The sequence below is a fragment of the Staphylococcus sp. URHA0057 genome (assembly GCF_000620265.1).
In the GTDB taxonomy this organism is placed as follows: Bacteria; Bacillota; Bacilli; order Staphylococcales; family Staphylococcaceae; genus Staphylococcus; species Staphylococcus pasteuri.
Genome location: NZ_JHVS01000006.1, coordinates 58,202 through 75,817, shown reverse-complemented (window position 1 = coordinate 75,817; position 17,616 = coordinate 58,202). Strand labels below are relative to the sequence as shown.

The 17,616-nt window shown below is 32.0% G+C and carries 12 protein-coding genes; 2 read left to right on the top strand and 10 right to left on the bottom strand.

Translation table 11 applies throughout. The features are described from left to right. Positions 1-44: 44 nt before the first annotated feature. On the bottom strand, positions 45-1,712 hold the full coding sequence (locus N524_RS0103395) for a formate--tetrahydrofolate ligase (protein WP_029055653.1): 1,668 nt from the start codon (positions 1,710-1,712) through the stop codon (positions 45-47). A gap of 259 nt (positions 1,713-1,971) precedes the next feature. Beyond that, the gene (gene acsA / locus N524_RS0103390) at positions 1,972-3,681 is read right to left on the bottom strand and encodes an acetate--CoA ligase (protein ID WP_029055652.1); all 1,710 of its coding nucleotides are present in this window, start codon (positions 3,679-3,681) and stop codon (positions 1,972-1,974) included. 171 nt (positions 3,682-3,852) lie between these two features. Here acsA and N524_RS0103385 point away from each other — a divergent pair, with 171 nt between their 5' ends. Both N524_RS0103385 and N524_RS0103380 read left to right on the top strand, forming a co-directional pair. Further along, positions 3,853-4,485 carry a GNAT family N-acetyltransferase gene (locus tag N524_RS0103385; RefSeq protein WP_017638254.1) on the top strand — a complete coding sequence of 211 codons (633 nt, stop codon included), beginning with the start codon at positions 3,853-3,855 and terminating at the stop codon, positions 4,483-4,485. Positions 4,486-4,506: 21 nt separating this feature from the next. Continuing rightward, complete coding sequence (locus tag N524_RS0103380; protein WP_029055651.1) at positions 4,507-5,670, top strand: acetoin utilization protein AcuC; 1,164 nt, start codon at positions 4,507-4,509, stop codon at positions 5,668-5,670. A gap of 69 nt (positions 5,671-5,739) precedes the next feature. Here the strand turns inward: N524_RS0103380 and ccpA are convergent, their stop codons facing one another. The 8 genes from ccpA to N524_RS0103340 all read right to left on the bottom strand — a co-directional run bounded on the left by ccpA (position 5,740) and on the right by N524_RS0103340 (position 17,539). Next, positions 5,740-6,729, bottom strand: coding sequence for a catabolite control protein A (ccpA, locus tag N524_RS0103375; RefSeq protein ID WP_017638256.1), 990 nt, complete (start codon positions 6,727-6,729; stop codon positions 5,740-5,742). A gap of 280 nt (positions 6,730-7,009) precedes the next feature. Further along, positions 7,010-8,101 carry a bifunctional 3-deoxy-7-phosphoheptulonate synthase/chorismate mutase gene (locus N524_RS0103370; RefSeq protein ID WP_029055650.1) on the bottom strand — a complete coding sequence of 364 codons (1,092 nt, stop codon included), beginning with the start codon at positions 8,099-8,101 and terminating at the stop codon, positions 7,010-7,012. Positions 8,102-8,446: 345 nt separating this feature from the next. Continuing rightward, positions 8,447-10,117 carry a smooth muscle caldesmon gene (locus tag N524_RS0103365; RefSeq protein WP_029055649.1) on the bottom strand — a complete coding sequence of 557 codons (1,671 nt, stop codon included), beginning with the start codon at positions 10,115-10,117 and terminating at the stop codon, positions 8,447-8,449. A gap of 77 nt (positions 10,118-10,194) precedes the next feature. Then, a complete protein-coding gene (locus N524_RS0103360) occupies positions 10,195-10,686 on the bottom strand; it encodes a DUF948 domain-containing protein (RefSeq protein ID WP_002467416.1) in 492 nt (163 codons plus the stop codon). A 74-nt stretch (positions 10,687-10,760) separates the two neighbouring features. Further along, the gene (gene murC, locus N524_RS0103355) at positions 10,761-12,074 is read right to left on the bottom strand and encodes a UDP-N-acetylmuramate--L-alanine ligase (RefSeq protein ID WP_017638259.1); all 1,314 of its coding nucleotides are present in this window, start codon (positions 12,072-12,074) and stop codon (positions 10,761-10,763) included. A gap of 21 nt (positions 12,075-12,095) precedes the next feature. Next, on the bottom strand, positions 12,096-16,022 hold the full coding sequence (locus N524_RS0103350; RefSeq protein ID WP_029055648.1) for a DNA translocase FtsK: 3,927 nt from the start codon (positions 16,020-16,022) through the stop codon (positions 12,096-12,098). Positions 16,023-16,042: 20 nt separating this feature from the next. After that, positions 16,043-16,642 carry a YtpR family tRNA-binding protein gene (gene ytpR, locus N524_RS0103345; RefSeq protein WP_017638261.1) on the bottom strand — a complete coding sequence of 200 codons (600 nt, stop codon included), beginning with the start codon at positions 16,640-16,642 and terminating at the stop codon, positions 16,043-16,045. 36 nt (positions 16,643-16,678) lie between these two features. Then, complete coding sequence (locus N524_RS0103340) at positions 16,679-17,539, bottom strand: DUF1444 domain-containing protein (protein WP_029055647.1); 861 nt, start codon at positions 17,537-17,539, stop codon at positions 16,679-16,681. Positions 17,540-17,616 lie beyond the last annotated feature (77 nt).

Here is a 17,616-nt window from a genome sequence, read left to right as displayed (position 1 = left end):
CCTTGATAATATTCAATAAATTATCAAGGGGTTAACTATATATTTTAGAATAATCCTATTGCATGTCCATCATCAGTTACGTCCATGTTTAATGCAGCAGGTTTTTTAGGTAAACCTGGCATTGTCATAATTGCACCTGTCAATGCAACGATAAATCCTGCACCAGTTTTAGCTTCTAATTCACGGATTGTGATTTCGAAATCACTTGGTGCTCCTAATGCTGTTTGATCATCACTAAATGAGTATTGTGTTTTAGCCATACAAATTGGGTAATGATCCCAACCATTATCTTTAAATTGTTTTAATTGTTTTTGAGCTTTACTAGTGAATGTTACTTTTGAACCGCCATAAATTTCTTTAACAATTGTTTCAATTTTATCTTCTAGTGGTTGTTCTAATTCATAAAGTGGTTTGAAATTTTGTGGTTGATCTAGAACTTCTAGAACTTCATTAGCGAGGTCAACTCCGCCTTTGCCACCTTTTTCCCAAACTTCAGTTAGAGCAATTCTTACGCCATTTTCTTTTGCCCATGATTTAACAAATTCTACTTCAGCATCTGTATCATGAATGAATGCATTAATTGCAATAATTGGTTCTACACCAAATTTTTTAATATTATTAACGTGTCGTTCTAAGTTAACAATACCAGCTTTAACTGCATCTACATTTTCTTCTTTCAAGTTATCCTTAGTGACTCCGCCATGCATTTTTAAAGCACGAACTGTTGCCACTAAGACGACAGCTGAAGGTTCGAAACCAGCTTCACGGGCTTTGATATCCATAAATTTCTCAGCACCTAAATCTGAACCAAAGCCTGCTTCTGTGACAACAATATCAGCTAAGTCTCTCGCTGTTTCTGTAGCTAAAATAGAATTACAACCATGTGCAATGTTAGCGAATGGGCCACCATGAACTAATGCAGGTGTACCTTCAATTGTCTGTACTAAGTTAGGTTTAATTGCATCTTTTAAAATCATAGCTAATGCGCCTTCAACTTTTAAATCTGCAACGGTAACTGGTTTACGATCGCGTGTATATCCAATTGTTATTTTACTTATTTTTTCTCTTAAATCTTTAATATTACGACTTAAACATAAAATAGCCATAATTTCTGAGGCAACAGTAATATTAAATCCATCTTCACGTGGCACACCGTTAGTTGGACCACCTAAACCAACGTTTACATGACGTAGTGCACGATCATTCATGTCTAGAACACGTTTCCATTCAATTCTACGTTGATCTATGCCTAAGTCATTACCTTGGTGTATATGGTTATCTATGAAAGCAGATAAAGCATTATTTGCAGTAGTAATAGCATGGAAATCACCATTAAAATGTAAGTTAATATCTTCCATTGGTAATACTTGTGCATAACCGCCGCCTGTTGCGCCACCTTTAATACCAAAAGTAGGTCCTAAAGCAGGTTCACGTAAAGCTACCATGACACTTTTCTTTAGTTCATGGAAAGCATCTGATAATCCTACTGTTACTGTTGATTTACCCTCTCCAGCTGGAGTTGGACTCATAGCAGTTACTAATACTACTTTACCTTTATTGTCTTTAGGTTTAATTTGGTTTATATCAATTTTAGCTTTATAATGTCCATATTGTTCTAAAGCTTCATCTGAAATTCCTGCCTCATTAGCAATTTCACTAATAGGTCTTAATTTTGATTGGTTTGCAATTTCTAAATCTGATAAATGTGCCAACTTATTTCAACCCCTTATAAATATTTATAAAATTATAAAAATAAGTGTAAGAATCAGTTATGTACATGATTCAGTTGCTCTTACATCTTTAATAATAACCGACTTATTTATTGATGTCGAATATTTGATAGCGTTTTCAAAAATACCATTAAATTCTACACATAAAAAGGACCTAAAAATAATTAGGTCCTTTTCGCTACTTATTGACGTTAATGTATGAAAATAGAGTTTTGTAAATTCATTTTTCAAATGTCAATTTTTAATCTTCCATTGTACTTAAGTCACCAGCATCTAAATCTAATTCCCAAGCTTTTAATACACGTCTCATAATTTTACCTGAACGAGTTTTAGGTAGTTTATCTTTAAACTCAATTTCTCGAGGTGCAGAGTGTGCAGACAGTCCTTCTTTTACAAATTGGCGAATATCATTTTTTAATTCATCAGTTGGTTCATAACCTTGTCTCAGTGCTACGAATGCTTTAATAATTTCACCACGTATAGGATCTGGTTTACCGATGACACCTGCTTCAGCCACTGCTTCATGTTCTACTAACTTAGATTCAACTTCAAATGGGCCTACACGTTCACCAGCAGTCATAATCACATCATCTACACGTCCTTGGAACCAATAATACCCGTCTTCATCTTTATATGCAGAATCCCCTGAAACGTACCAATCTCCGATAAAGTAAGAATCATATTTTTCTGGATTTTTCCAGATAGAATGCATCATAGATGGCCATCCTTTTTTGATTGCTAAGTTACCCATTCTATTAGGTGGCAATTCTTTACCTTCATCATCTACTATAGCTGCTTCGATGCCAGGTAATGGTTTACCCATTGAACCTAAATTAATGTCCATGGCAGGATAGTTAACAATCATATGTCCACCAGTTTCAGTCATCCACCAAGTATCTAAGACACGTTTATGGAAAACGTCTTTAGACCATTTAATAACTTCTGGATTGAGTGGTTCACCAACAGACAAGATTGAACGTAATGATGACAAATCATATTTTTCTACAATATCGTCACCAGCACTCATTAACATACGTAAAGCCGTTGGTGCAGTGTACCAAACTGTTACTTTAAAGTCTTGAATCATTTTGTACCATTGTTCTGGAGAGAATCGACCACCAACAATACAGTTTGTAACACCATTTAACCATGGAGCAAAGACACCATATGACGTTCCAGTTACCCAACCTGGATCTGCTGTACACCAATAAACATCATCTTCTTGTAAATCTAATACATATTTTCCAGAAATATAGTGAACTAACATTGCTTTTTGAACATGTAGCACACCTTTAGGTTGACCGGTAGAGCCAGATGTATAATGTAAAATTAAGCCATCATCTTCATTTAACCATTCAATATCAAACTCATCACTAGCTTTTTTAAATTCAGTATTAAAGTCAACATATGCCTCATCCACATCGTCATCTACTACAACAATTGTTTCCAAGTTAGGTAATTTATCTTTTGGAATTCGTGGTATTAATGCTTTATTTGTAACAATGACTTTAGCATCACTATTTTCAAGTCTGTCTGCCACAGCTTTTTCCATAAATGCTTCAAATAGTGGTCCAACAATTGCACCAATTTTTAAAATACCTAAGAAAGCGAAATACAATTCTGGTGTTCTTGACATGAAAATAAATACTCTATCCCCTTTTTGAACATTAGCTTTATTTTTTAAAACATTGGCTGCTTTATTTGAGTATTTTTTCATCTCTTCAAATGTGTATGATTCATGACGACGTTCGTCTTTATAGTTTAATGCTATCTTTTCTCCCTTACCCTCATCAACATGTCTATCTATACATTCATACGCCATGTTGATTTTTCCTGTCTTATTCCAAGAGAATGCCTTTTCAACATCTTTCCAATCAAAGTTATTATACGTTTGTTCATAATCTTGCAAATTATAATTTCCAGGTTCACTTTTATATACTTCAACTTTCATAAGAAAATCCCCCTTCGATTTATGAAATCGCTTTCTTTATAGTGAATTATACATATAATTGTCACATTATTCAAAACATTTAATTATAATTGACATCATTTTTGTCATTTTACATCAAGAAAAGTATAATAAGTATAAAGAACAAGGAGGTTTTAATTAGGAGGTGAAGATATGCAACATATAAAATCTTATATTAAAGAGAATATATACTTAGAAGATCAGCATTTTATAATAGAAGGCCCTGTTTCATATTCTTTTTTGAAAACGCTTACTTTCGACGATGGATTAAATGCATTTAGATCCTACAATGAACAATTTGAAGCTTTATTAGAAATTACTACGTTACCTGAAGGTAGAGTTTATATTATTCGGAGAGACAAACATATTATAGGTTATGTTACGTATCATTATCCAGATGAATTAGAAAGATGGTCTACTGGCCAACTCCCCTATTTAATTGAGCTTGGTGCAATCGAGTTAAGCAAAGGTTACCGTCATTTACATTTAGGTGGGAGATTAATTCAAATCAGTTTATCAGCTGATGAATTTGAAGATTATATTGTCTTAACAACTGAATATTATTGGCATTGGGACTTAAAACATGCCCAACTAGATGTATTTGAATATAAACGGTTAATGCAAAAATTAATGCAAAAAGGCGGTTTAGAAGTCTTTGCTACAGATGATCCAGAAATTACAAGTCATCCAGCAAATTGTTTAATGGCTAGAATTGGTAAAAGAATTAGTTTAGATCAACAACATGCTTTCGACGATATTAGATTTCAAAACCGCTTCTTTTATTAGCAGATTGAAAGGAATGAGCTTATGAGTAATAAAAATAAAACAGGTTATGTATACTCAGATGAAATTTTAAAATATAGATTTAATAATGAGCATCCTTTTAATCAAATGCGTTTAAAATTAACAACTGAACTTTTAATAGATGCACAGTTTTTATCTAATGAAAATATTTTAACACCTCGAATTGCTACAGAAGATGAACTCGCTTTGATACATCGTTATGATTATATACAAGCGATTAAACATGCATCACATGGCATCTTAAGTTCTGAAGAAGCTAAAAAATATGGTTTTAATGATGATACAGTTCCATTTAGACATATGCATCGTCATTGTTCTCGTATTGTAGGTGGTGCTTTAAACTTAGCAGATAAGATTATGGACGGTACTTATACAAATGGTTGTCATTTAGGTGGTGGCTTGCATCATGCTTTACCAGGTCGTGCAAATGGCTTTTGTATTTATAATGATGTAGCTATAACTGCTCAATATTTAGTTAATCATTATAATCAAAGAGTAATGATTATTGATACAGACGGACATCATGGAGATGGTACTCAGTGGAGTTTTTATACGAGCAATGATGTATTAACCTATTCTATCCATGAAACTGGTAAGTTTTTATTTCCTGGTTCTGGACATTATACTGAACGTGGTGAAGATATCGGTTATGGTTATTCAGTCAATGTACCATTAGAACCTTATACAGAAGATGAATCATTCTTGCGCTCATTTAAATCTACAGTTGAACCTGTCATTGCAGCATTTAAACCTGATATCATTTTAAGCGTCAATGGAGTGGATATTCATTACAGAGATCCGCTAACACATATAAGTTGTACTTTAAATTCTTTATATCAACTACCTTATATAATTAAAGCACTTGCTGAAAAATATACTCATAATAAAATAATTATGTTTGGTGGCGGAGGTTATAATTTATGGAGAGTTGTGCCTCGTGCCTGGAGTCATTTATATTTAAGTTTAATTAATGAGCCTATTCAAAAAGGTTATTTACCATTAACTTGGATTAATAAATGGAAACATTATAGCTCAGTGACACTTCCAAAAAGATGGGAAGACCGTTTGAATGATTATACGTATATACCTAGAACTGATGAAATTTCAGAAAAAAATGCACGTGTAGCAGATTTAATAGCAAGTTGGTATGATTTTACATCCAAATAATTTCACCCCATAAATTAGTTATCAGTCTAATTTATGGGGTGTTTATTACATAGTACGTATATTATTTAATTATTTTGTAGTACCACGATATTCAATTCTATGAGGTAAAATCACATTAGGTTCTTCAATTTCCTCTTCATTCATATACTTAGTTAATAATCTCATTCCAACAGCACCAATATCATATAATGGTTGTATTACACTTGAAAGTTGTGGTCTAACCATTTCTACTAAACGCGTATTATTAAAACTAACGATTTGTAAATCTTCAGGAACTTTTATACCTGAATCTAATGCGCCGTGTAACACACCGATCGCTTGTTCATCACTGATTGATAATACAGCATCAGGTAAGTTATCTTTCATTTCATCAAAAACTTTCATGCCTTCTTTGTAACTTTCAGCCCCTGTTAAATGAAGCGCATCTTCTAATATTAGATTATTATCAGATAGCACTGTATTTAAACCATCTAAAACATCTTCTTGGGCTTTCTTAGAATAATCACCACCAACTAATGCAAATTTCTTAGCACCTTGGTCAATTAAATGTTGTGTTACTTCTTGAGCAGCTTTTTCAAAATCAATGTTAACAGAAGCAACATGATCATCTTTACCATTCGTACCTGATACAACGACTGGTACTGATGATTGGTTGATTAATTCTTTGATTTCTTCTGAAATTGTACCTCCTAAGAATATAATACCATCTACTTGTTTACTTAAAAGATTGTTAAAAATTTCTTTTTCTTTTTCAGGATCATTATCTGAATTTGAAATGATTGAATGATATTTATACATTGTAGCAATATCTTCTAAACCACGTGCAAGTTGTGAATAATAAACATTTGAAATATCAGGAATAATCACACCTACTGTCGTAGTACGTTTACTAGCAAGCCCACGTGCAACTGCATTTGGACGATAGTTTAATTTTTTAATTACTTCATTCACTTTATTTCGAGTTTCAGGCTTTACGTTTTGGTTACCATTAACAACACGAGAAACAGTTGCCATCGACACTCTGGCTTCTCTTGCCACATCATAAATTGTTACTGTCATAATTTCCTCCTTGCAAGCGTTTTATACGCTATTATACCGTGTTTTCATATTATTTTCAAAGTTTACCATATTTAAAGATGCAGTGAAATAAATTTGTTTTGTTGTTCACATTTCTGTCAGAAAAATTGTAGATTTAAATTATATTCACTTTAAAACAAAATTTCTAATGATGCATATTAAAAGATATATTTTGTACAAATAAATTAAATTCAAACCAAAAATAGCTACTTCATTACAAAATACCTTTTGTTCAATGAAGTAGCTTTAATTTCATTATCGATTATTTTAATTTCTTTTGGTTATATAAGTCTGCTAGTGATTTTAATTCATTATAAAATTCATTAAATTCTTTTAAATCCATTTGTTGTCCTGCATCACTTAATGCTACTGAAGGATCTGGATGTACTTCTGCCATAACGCCATCTGCTCCTACAGCAAGTGCAGCTTTTGCAGTCGGTAACATAATGTCTTTTCTACCAGTACTGTGTGTTACATCGACCATCACAGGTAAGTGTGTACCTTGTTTTAATATTGGTACAGCAGAAATATCTAATGTGTTTCTAGTTGCTTTTTCATATGTTCTAATTCCACGCTCACATAAGATAATATTTCTATTACCTTGAGATGCGATATATTCTGCAGCATATGTGAATTCTTCAATTGTTGCTGATAATCCACGTTTTAACAGAATTGGTTTATTTGTACGACCAGCCTCTTTTAAAAGTTCAAAGTTTTGCATATTACGTGCACCAATTTGGAAAACATCAAGATATTCATCTGCAACTTCAAAATCATTTGGATTTACGATTTCACTAATGACATTTAAATTATATTTATCTTTAACATTTTTTAAGATTTTAAGACCTTCAACACCTAAACCTTGGAAATCATATGGGGACGTACGTGGTTTAAACGCTCCACCACGTATAAATTTCTCACCTTTTGCTTGTAAATCAGCAGCAACTGTATCTACTTGTTCTTGCGATTCTACTGAACATGGACCAAAAACAAATGATTTATAACCTTCTCCAAATTTACCTCCATTATCAAAATGAACAATTGTATCTTCAGGTTTTAATTTTCTAGATACGTATAAATGTTTTTCATTCTCTGATTTTTGTAAATCTGTAGAGGCTTTAAAAATTTCTTTAAATAATTGTTTAATCACATTATCATTAAACGGACCATTATTCTTATCTAAAAGATCGTTAATCATTTCCTTTTCACGTTGAGGGTCATATACACGTGTACCCTGTTTAATTTTTTCTTCTCCAATTTTTTGAGCTAGTTCACCACGTCGAGATAATAACTCTAAAATCTGATCGTTTAATGAGACAATTTCTTGTCTGTAGCTATCTAATTTATTACCCATAGTCATTCCACCTCTATACTATTAGTTGCACATTATATGTATCACTTTAAAGCGATAAAATAAATGTATTTACGAATCATTCTAACAATTAACATTTTATTGTTCAAGTTATAATTGTCGGAATTGATTAAATTTTCTAAAAATATGATAGTATTACCATATTTCCATTTATGAACACATATTTTAAAAAAGAAAAAGAGCAGAACGTCATACATCCTACTGTAAATGAATGATGGGTTCCACTCTAATATGTTATACATTTAATTTTAACCACTAAAATCAAATACTAACCAATGAGTGCTTATATTAATATCATAATATTAACTTATATTAAATACAAACTAATTAGTCATTAAAAGTACGTTTTTCGATTTTACTAGTTGTTTTTTCTACTTTTTGTTGAGTAGATTTTGTTTTATCTTGTTGTGCTTTATTTTGATTAGATGATTTTGTTGTTTTCTTAGTTGATTTTGTTTGTGCTGTTGTTTGATTACAATTTTTTTTAGTTGATTTTGTTGTTGCTTTAGCTTGACTATTAGATTTTTTAGTTGATTGATTATTATTTTGTCTTGTTACGACACCTTTATCAAACTGTGCTTTACTTTGTTTTTTTGTTGGTTGCTTAGTACTAGATTGTTTAGATGATGATTGTGCTGATTTATTTTTTTGGTTAGATTTTGTTGTTGTTTTAGTAACTAAATTAGGTACTTTAGTCATCGTTGATTTTGCAATTGGTGCTTCTTCAAGTAATGCTTTAGTTAATTGAGATTCTTTAGAACCTTTAGTTAATTTACTTTTTTTAGTTTTAGCTGCACTTGCTAGTCTATTAGCAAATGAACCATCATTATTTTTTGTTGATTGTTCTTCAGTTTTAGTTACTAAATTTGGTGTAGATTGTTTATTATTTTTGGCTACACCCTGTTCTTTTGTTAAAGCTTTAGTATTAGCTGATACATTAGCATCATTATCTAATTTTGTTTTCTTCGTTTTAGCTGCACTTGCTAATTTATCTGCATTAGATTGTGTTGATTTGCTAGCTTTTTCTTTTGATGGATCAGATAGTGAAGATTCTTCTTTAATAGCAGATTTTGCCATTACAACTTCTTCAGATGATACGTGTTGATTACTATTTATATGAGATTGTTGTTCCTCATTCTGACTTTCTTCCTTAGCTTCTTGAATTTTACGTGCTTGTGGTGATTGGTCTGCTAAGCTATCTTTATTTGTTTCAGCTTGAATTGCATTTTGTTGTGCTGCTAATTCTGTAGCTGATGGCGTTGTATTAGATTGTTGTTCTTTATTTTGCGCTTCTTGTTTGGCTTGTTGTATTTCACGTGCTTGTGGTGACTGATCTGCTAATCTATCTTTATTTGTTTCAGCTTGAATTGCATTTTGTTGTGCTGCTAATTCTGTAGCTGATGGCGTTGTATTAGATTGTTGCTCTTCATTTTGCGCTTCTTGTTTGGCTTGTTGTATTTCACGTGCTTGTGGTGACTGATCTGCTAAACTATCTTTATTTGTTTCAGCTTGAATTGCGTTTTGTTGTGCTGCTAATTCTGTAGCTGAAGCATCTGATCCAGAATTTCCTTCTGCTTCTAATTTTGCTTCTTGAATATCTCTAGCTTCTGGTGATTGATCTGCTAAATTATTGTCGCTTACTTCTCTTTGGATTGCGACTTTTTGTGCTGATAATTCATCAGATGAGATACCATCTTTTGATTTATTTCTGAAGTTTTCAACTTGGTTTTTAACAGATTCAAAACGTTGTTCTGCTTGAGATTTGTAATTTAATGCTTTTTCACGTAGTTCTTTTTCTTTAGCAATTGCTTGATCAGCTTTTTCGAAAACTTTCAATTTGTAATATAACCCTAAAGCTGAACCTACTAAAGCACCGGTAATAAAGCTTACAACAAAATCTTTACGTTGTGGTGTTTGATTATTTATACGAGTATGACGGCTGTATAAATCATTTCCAGTATTATTTCTTTCAAAATCATCACGATTATAGTGTTCCATGATTTATTCCTCCCTATAACAAATGCACTTAAACAAGTAACAACCTCATTTAAGTGCATTTAGTTCATTCTTATTAATTATTTGTCAACACGTGTAGTATAGCTATGATCTGTATCATTTGCTACTGTGTTTGCTTTGTAATTTGCACTTCCTCGACGGTAGTGTCTATTTTGCCATTTGTCAGCAATTTCCATTGCCACATTTGACCATTGTACTACTTGAGAAATTTTATCTTCATTTTGAGATACGTTGTGTGTAATAGAATTAGTTACACGGTCAACTGAACCATTTAATGTTTGAACTGAGTCACCAATACCTTTAACAGCATCAACTACAGAATTCAAACGATCAACTTTACCTTGAATATCTTCAGTTAAACGGTTAACTTTATGAAGTAAATCAGTAGATTCTCTTGTAATACCTTGTACTTGACCTTCAACACCATCAAGTGTTTTAGCCACGTGATCTAAATTTTTCTTAACAGAAATTAACACTACAACGATACCGATACATAAAATTAAGAACGCTATCGCAGCGATAATTCCAGCAATTGGTAAAATCCAATCCATTAAAAACGCCTCCTAAATACCTAATTATAAAATTCATTAATATTTAATACCCTTGAGAAATCATTATAAACATATTAGAAATCTTTTTTTATACCTAATTTATTTAAGTACGCTTTTTGGATTTTTTGTATATCTCCAGCGCCCATAAATAATATTACAGCATTATCAAATTTCTCTAATACATCTATACTATTTTCATCAATTAATGCTGATCCATCAATACGATCAATCAAGTCTTGAATCGTCAATTCACCAGTGTTTTCTCTAATTGAACCAAAAATTTCACATAAGAAAACATGGTCAGCTGCGCTTAAACTTGTTGCAAATTCTTCTAAGAATGCTTGAGTTCTTGAGAATGTATGTGGTTGGAATACAGCAATAACTTCTTTTTGTGGATATTTTTTTCTAGCTGTTTCAATTGTAGCATTAATTTCTCTTGGATGGTGAGCATAATCGTCTACTAATACTTGATTTGATACTTTTGTTTCATTAAATCGACGTTTTACACCACCAAATGTTTCTAATGCTTCTTTTATATTATCAACGTTCATTTTTTCTAAATAACTAATAGTTACAACAGCTAATGTATTTAGAATATTATGGTCACCATATTGTGGTGATAGGAATTGATCATAAAATTCTCCATTAATATAAACATCAAATTGTGTACCTTGTTCAGTGATTTGTATATTTTTAGCATATACGTCATCAGTTTCTTTTAAACCATAGTAATAAATGGGTACATCCGCTTCTAATTTTCTAAGATATTCATCGTCGCCCCATGCAATGATAGCTTTTTTAACATTTTGAGCCATTTCTTGGAATGCATCAAAAACGTCATCAACATCTCTGAAATAATCAGGATGGTCAAAGTCAATATTTGTCATAATTGCATAGTCAGGATCATAACTTAAAAAGTGACGTCGATATTCGCAAGCTTCGAATGCAAAATAGTCACTGCCAGGTAAACCCATTCCTGTACCGTCACCTATAAGGAATGAAGTCTTTTTATCTCCATTCATCACATGAGATAACAATCCAGTTGTTGATGTTTTACCATGTGCACCAGTAACTGCTACCGAAGTATATTGGTTAATTACATGGCCAAGAAAATCATGATATCTAATCACATCTAATTTAAGTTGATGTGCTTTGACTATCTCTTCATGTGTATCAGGGAAAGCATTACCCTGTATAATTACCATATCTTCTTTAATATTGTTACTATCAAACGGTAAGATAGTTATACCTTTATTTCTTAGAGCAACTTCTGTAAAAACATAAGTTTCAATATCTGAGCCTTGCACTTCATGCCCAAGATCATGCATGATTTGTGCCAATGAACTCATGCCAGAACCCTTAATTCCGACAAAATGATAGTGTGTCATTATAAAACTCCTTACTAATTTTTAATCTTGATTCAAATCCGCCTCAGTAATATAAACATCTCTAGGTTTAGAACCGTTCGCTCCAGATATATAACCTAGTTGTTCTAATTGATCTATGATTCTCGCTGCTCTATTATACCCAATTTGGAAATGTCTTTGTACTAACGAAGTAGAAATATGTCCTTCATTAATCATGAACTCACACACATCATCAAATAAATCATCTTGTGCTTGAGTTTGTGTTTTCTTTAATAATTCTTTTTCTTCAAATAAATAATCAGATTCACGTTGCTGTTTAATGAAATCTACAACGTCGTCAATTTCTTCATCTGAAACAAATGTACCTTGAACACGGATAGGTTTATTCATACCGCCACCAAGATATAACATGTCGCCATATCCTAATAGTCGTTCTGCTCCTCCGCTATCAAGAATAGTTCTAGAATCTACACTTGATGATACCATAAATGCAATTCTAGTTGGGATATTAGCTTTAATTAAACCGGTAATAACATTAACTGATGGTCTTTGTGTGGCAACAAGCATATGAATACCACATGCACGCGCTTTTTGAGCTATTCTCGCGATGGATTGTTCTACTTCTTGTGGCGCCATCATCATTAAATCGGCTAATTCATCTATTACTATAACAATTTTTGGCATTCTTTGTTCATAAGAAGCTTTCTTATTGAATGCTGTAATATTTCTAACGTGATATTGAGCAAATAATTTATATCGACGTTCCATTTCTTCAACAGCCCATTTTAAACTTTGTGTGGCTGCTTTAACATCTGTAATTACTGGTGACACAAGATGTGGCAAATCATTATATGGTGCTAATTCAACCATTTTTGGATCAATTAATAATAATCTTAATTCTTCCGGATGATTTTTATACAATAGCGACATTAAAATACTATTAATACACACTGATTTACCTGAACCTGTTGCACCTGCAATTAAAGCATGAGGTGTTTTAGCAATGTCCATAAGTAATGGTTCATTGTTGATGCGATAACCCATTGCAACTGTCAATTTAGATTCAGCATTTTTAAATTGATCTGAATCTACAATTGATCTCAAATTGACTTTGGCAGGGTTTTGATTAGGTACCTCGATACCTACTAAACTTGTACCTGGTATCGGCGCTTCGATACGTATATCTTTGGCTGCTAACGCCATTTTAATATCGTCTTGTAAAGCAGTAATTCTTGATACTTTAACACCTTTTTCAACTGATAATTCAAAACGGGTCACACTTGGACCTTCAGTAACATTTTGAACTTCTGCAGGAACATTGAAATAATATAATGCATCATTTAATTCTTGCTTTTTATCATCAATCCACTCTTCATTTACTTCATGTGGTTCTGGTGATTCAAGCAATTCCATACTAGGTAAATTAATATTTGGACCTTTTCTTATAGTGGGCTTTTGAACTTTAATATTTTCATTATTATTATCCACTTCTCCAGATGTAACCTTAGATGTAGATGCATGAGTATTCTCTCGTTTGTCTTCATTGCGATTATCTGAATCATTTTCATTAACATCATTGGAAGCATGTTGCATAGACGAACTATCATCTTCCATATTTTGATTAATTCCAACATTATAATCGCTCTGAGCCATTTGCACATTCTCATTATTGACAACGTCATTTGCACTTAGGCTATGTTCACTTGCAGTTGAATTTGAGTCACTTTCATATGTTGTTTGATTTAGTTCATTTGTACGATCAGCTGAAGGCGCTTCACTTTCACTTATATTGTTTGATTGTTGATTTGATTCAGAGTGTTCTGATGTATTGTATTGCTCTGACGATGCTTGCTTAATATTATTTGATTGTGTCGAATTTGATTGACGTTCAGGCGTTAGATTTGGAACATGAACTGTGCGAGATTTTTTCTTATCTATCATACGTTTTTTATCTGAAGGCGTCATAACAACATTAAATGGCTTACTACCTTTTAATGGCTTGCTAGTTTGTTCAGAATGTAGATGCTGATTAGTTTCTACGCCTTTATTTTCACTATTAACTTTATCAAACTTCTGATCAGAACTTTCTGATTGATTATCATTTATAGATTCAGAATAGCTATTTTCTGAACTACTTAAGTTTTGAGTATTATCATAAGATGAAGCGACAAATTCAGATGTTTCATTACTATTATTAGAGATGAAACTATCACTTAATGATTCATCACTTTCTAATACTGATTCTGATGTTGACATTGTTTTATCACTATTACCTAAATTGCTATCTTGAATATGTGGATTTCGCTTTTTAGCATATTCCGTTTCATGATCGACGCTTTGAGTAACTGCATTATGACCACTTCTTCTATTCAAGTGCTTATGATCATTAAGTTGTGATGTCTCACTATCATATAGAGATGAAGATGTATGTTCTGAAGTAGAATATGTTGTTGGTTGCTCACTATCATCTAATTCTCGATAATCTGCATCATCTATATTATTATCTTCATTTTCTGATATTGATGTTTTATCACTGTAATGATGTTTTGCATTTTCTGAACTAATTGTAGAGTCACTTTGACTAGATTCAGAGTCTTTCTGGACGGTAGTTGTTCGATCATCATATATGGATTGAGATGAAACATAGTTAGTATCAGTTGTTTCTGAGCCTTCATCTTGTTCTGTTACATCAGTCACAGTAACATCGTCATCATTTACTTGATGTCTTGGTTTAATATCAGATAAATCGATTTCTTCATAATTGTAATGAGATGTTTCTTGTTGATCTAGGTCTGAATTTTCAATTGCATCTGTTTGATTTATTGTTTCATTGTTGTCATGCTCGTCAATCATAGCATTGCTATCGTCTTGAGATTCCATATCTAATGAACTTTCACCAACATATTGTTGTGCTTGTTTGGCATACATTTCATCAATTGCTTTTTGTATACTATCTTCATTGGTCTCTTTATTTTGTTGTCTTTTTTCTTGCAATGCTTTTTTAAATCGACGCTTTTGAAGCACTTTTCGTTCACGTTCTCTTCGAATTTCTTCAACAATTTGAGATGCATAGATATTGTTAATATTAATAGTATTATCTTTAGTTGAATGGTTAGGAGTTGAGTTAATTGCTTTTTCATCTCCCACTGACGATGTTTGTTGATTTATATTCTCATCATGTTTTGAATTACTATTTGTACTAGTTTCTTTTACATCATTCGATTGTTGATTACTTCTAAAGTTGCTTTGGGATCTTTCGGCAGTGTATCCATCGTTGTCACTAGAATGATTAACATTTGAACTCATTTTATTATTAGTTTCTTCTTCATTGTCTTTAGGAGGTATCATGCCGTTTTCAATTGGTCGTCTTTTCATCGTACCAAAAATGGCTGATGGTACTTCTGAAGCTTTAAAATCACTTTTGTGATATGTATACTCCGGTTGCGTTTTATAATTTGATTTAAAACGTTCGGATTGTAATTTCATTCTTGGTTGTGATTTTGAAGATGTAGCACCATTATTAGATTTGTTATCTCCTAATGAAGTAGGAGAAATTTGGCGGTGAGTTGATTTAGTGACATAAGGATTTGTTACTTGTTTTCTTCTAGTTTTATTTGAATTAGATTGTCGAGACGAGTTCACATACTCATCGTCATTGGCATGATTCCTTCTACGACGATGTCTCTTACTTTCTTGAGAAGTTAAAGTTTCATTATCATCATTTTTCACATAAGATTGTTCCCCATCATTCACAGATGTATATTCAGACCCCACATTTTCTGATTCAAAACCATTAATAGGAAATCGGAATTTACCTTTTGGTCGATGATAGATATCATTATTTTGTGGCAGTAATGAGTCATGATTAGAATCATTCGATTGAGTTGCCTGGCGTCTTTTATTTTTATTTCTTAATATATCTTCATTTGAATCATTATCTTCGCCAAATAATTTATCAAACCAGCTCATACTTTCACGACCTTCCTTTGTTATTCAAAAAATGCTTGTCCAATATCATAGCTATCATCTAGCACCATAATACCTTTTTCTTTAGGAGCATTTGGTAAATCTAATTCTTTCATTGAACAAATCATACCGCTAGATGCAACGCCTCTAAGTTCTGCATCTTTGATTACCATACCACTTGGCATTACTGCGCCCACTTTTGCTACAACTACTTTTTGTCCTTGTTCGACATTTGGTGCGCCACAAACTATTTGTAATGTATCATTACCTACATTGACATTGAGTACACTTAATTTATCAGCGTCAGGATGTTTTTCTTTTGTTTCTACATAACCTACAACAAATTTTGGAGATAAATCAGCATTCAATTCATATGTGAAACCATTATTTTTAATCATTTGTTGTAATTGATTAACGATTTCTTCAGTTAATTTAATGTGTCCATTACCTTCTAATTGTATATGAGTAGATATATTAAAGAAATTATACCCAACTACTTCGTTATCTTCGTTAGTTATTTCTACTACGTCGTTATTCTTTTTATAATTGAATTCGCCTTCTGTAGGGTCGATTTGTAAGAATGCAACATCTCCTACACCATTTGGATTAAAGAATAAATTCATTGTATATATCTCCTTTATCATTATTTATTTTTATTATTATTTATTTTTATCATTAAATTTTTTACGATTAGCTTCTAATCTTTGTATGACGTTAGGGTCTCTTTTTCGTTTATTGTTTTTCCCTAATATGAATATTGGTTCAAGATGACCTTTGTCGTATCCAAAAGATAAAGAAGTAATAGGGACAAGTCCTTTTGTGAAAAACTCCATAGTTAAATGAGCCATCACATCATAGCCTGTTTTGTTGCGTATATCAGCAATGACTAAAACATCTTGATGAGGCACTGCTACTAACATTTCGCCTTCACAATGATCTTGTATATCATTTAAAAATGATGTATTAAGTATGCGACTTGCATCATAACCATCATTAGAATTAATAAAATAGAATATATTACCTTTCACTTCATCGGTACTATATTTATTGTCAAGCTTTCTTACATTAAAAAGTGACATTTCTTTAATCTGTTGTTCTGTCATTTTCAATGTTTCTAACATACTTGCATCAATAAGTCTATATGACTTTCCTAAATCTAATGCGTAATAGATATTAGTTTCAGCAGTATGATTTTCATAAATGAATGCATGGCCTTCTTTAGTCTTTTTATCAAAACTTGTAGCACGAATCACCGGCATAATTTTAATTTCATCAAGTTGTTCTATACCTTGATCAGCCATTTGAGCAATTGCTTCATCTATATAATATATAATTTCATCTACAATTTTTTCTTCTTTTTCTTCATATTTTGCGACAATAGCGTTTAATTTAATTGTGACACCTTTATGATTGTCTTTTCTATAAATTCTTAATGTTTCGTCTTCACGATCGAATTTATAATTTACATCTAAATGATTCAAACGCTGTTTAATTTTATCTCTCATTTGAAAGACATTCATTCATATCACTCCTATTTCGCACCTTTTAATAGTTTACAATAAATCAAAGGATAGTAACAGAAAAAAACAAGTTTTTA

Coding starts and splice junctions, on each gene's coding strand:
- murC (WP_017638259.1), bottom strand. CDS start 12,074: ATGACACACTATCATTTTGTCGGAATTAAGGGTTCTGGCATGAGTTCA.
- N524_RS0103385 (WP_017638254.1), top strand. CDS start 3,853: ATGCAACATATAAAATCTTATATTAAAGAGAATATATACTTAGAAGAT.
- N524_RS0103360 (WP_002467416.1), bottom strand. CDS start 10,686: ATGGATTGGATTTTACCAATTGCTGGAATTATCGCTGCGATAGCGTTC.
- ccpA (WP_017638256.1), bottom strand. CDS start 6,729: ATGACAGTAACAATTTATGATGTGGCAAGAGAAGCCAGAGTGTCGATG.
- N524_RS0103380 (WP_029055651.1), top strand. CDS start 4,507: ATGAGTAATAAAAATAAAACAGGTTATGTATACTCAGATGAAATTTTA.
- N524_RS0103370 (WP_029055650.1), bottom strand. CDS start 8,101: ATGGGTAATAAATTAGATAGCTACAGACAAGAAATTGTCTCATTAAAC.
- N524_RS0103365 (WP_029055649.1), bottom strand. CDS start 10,117: ATGGAACACTATAATCGTGATGATTTTGAAAGAAATAATACTGGAAAT.
- acsA (WP_029055652.1), bottom strand. CDS start 3,681: ATGAAAGTTGAAGTATATAAAAGTGAACCTGGAAATTATAATTTGCAA.
- N524_RS0103340 (WP_029055647.1), bottom strand. CDS start 17,539: ATGAATGTCTTTCAAATGAGAGATAAAATTAAACAGCGTTTGAATCAT.
- N524_RS0103350 (WP_029055648.1), bottom strand. CDS start 16,022: ATGAGCTGGTTTGATAAATTATTTGGCGAAGATAATGATTCAAATGAA.
- ytpR (WP_017638261.1), bottom strand. CDS start 16,642: ATGAATTTATTCTTTAATCCAAATGGTGTAGGAGATGTTGCATTCTTA.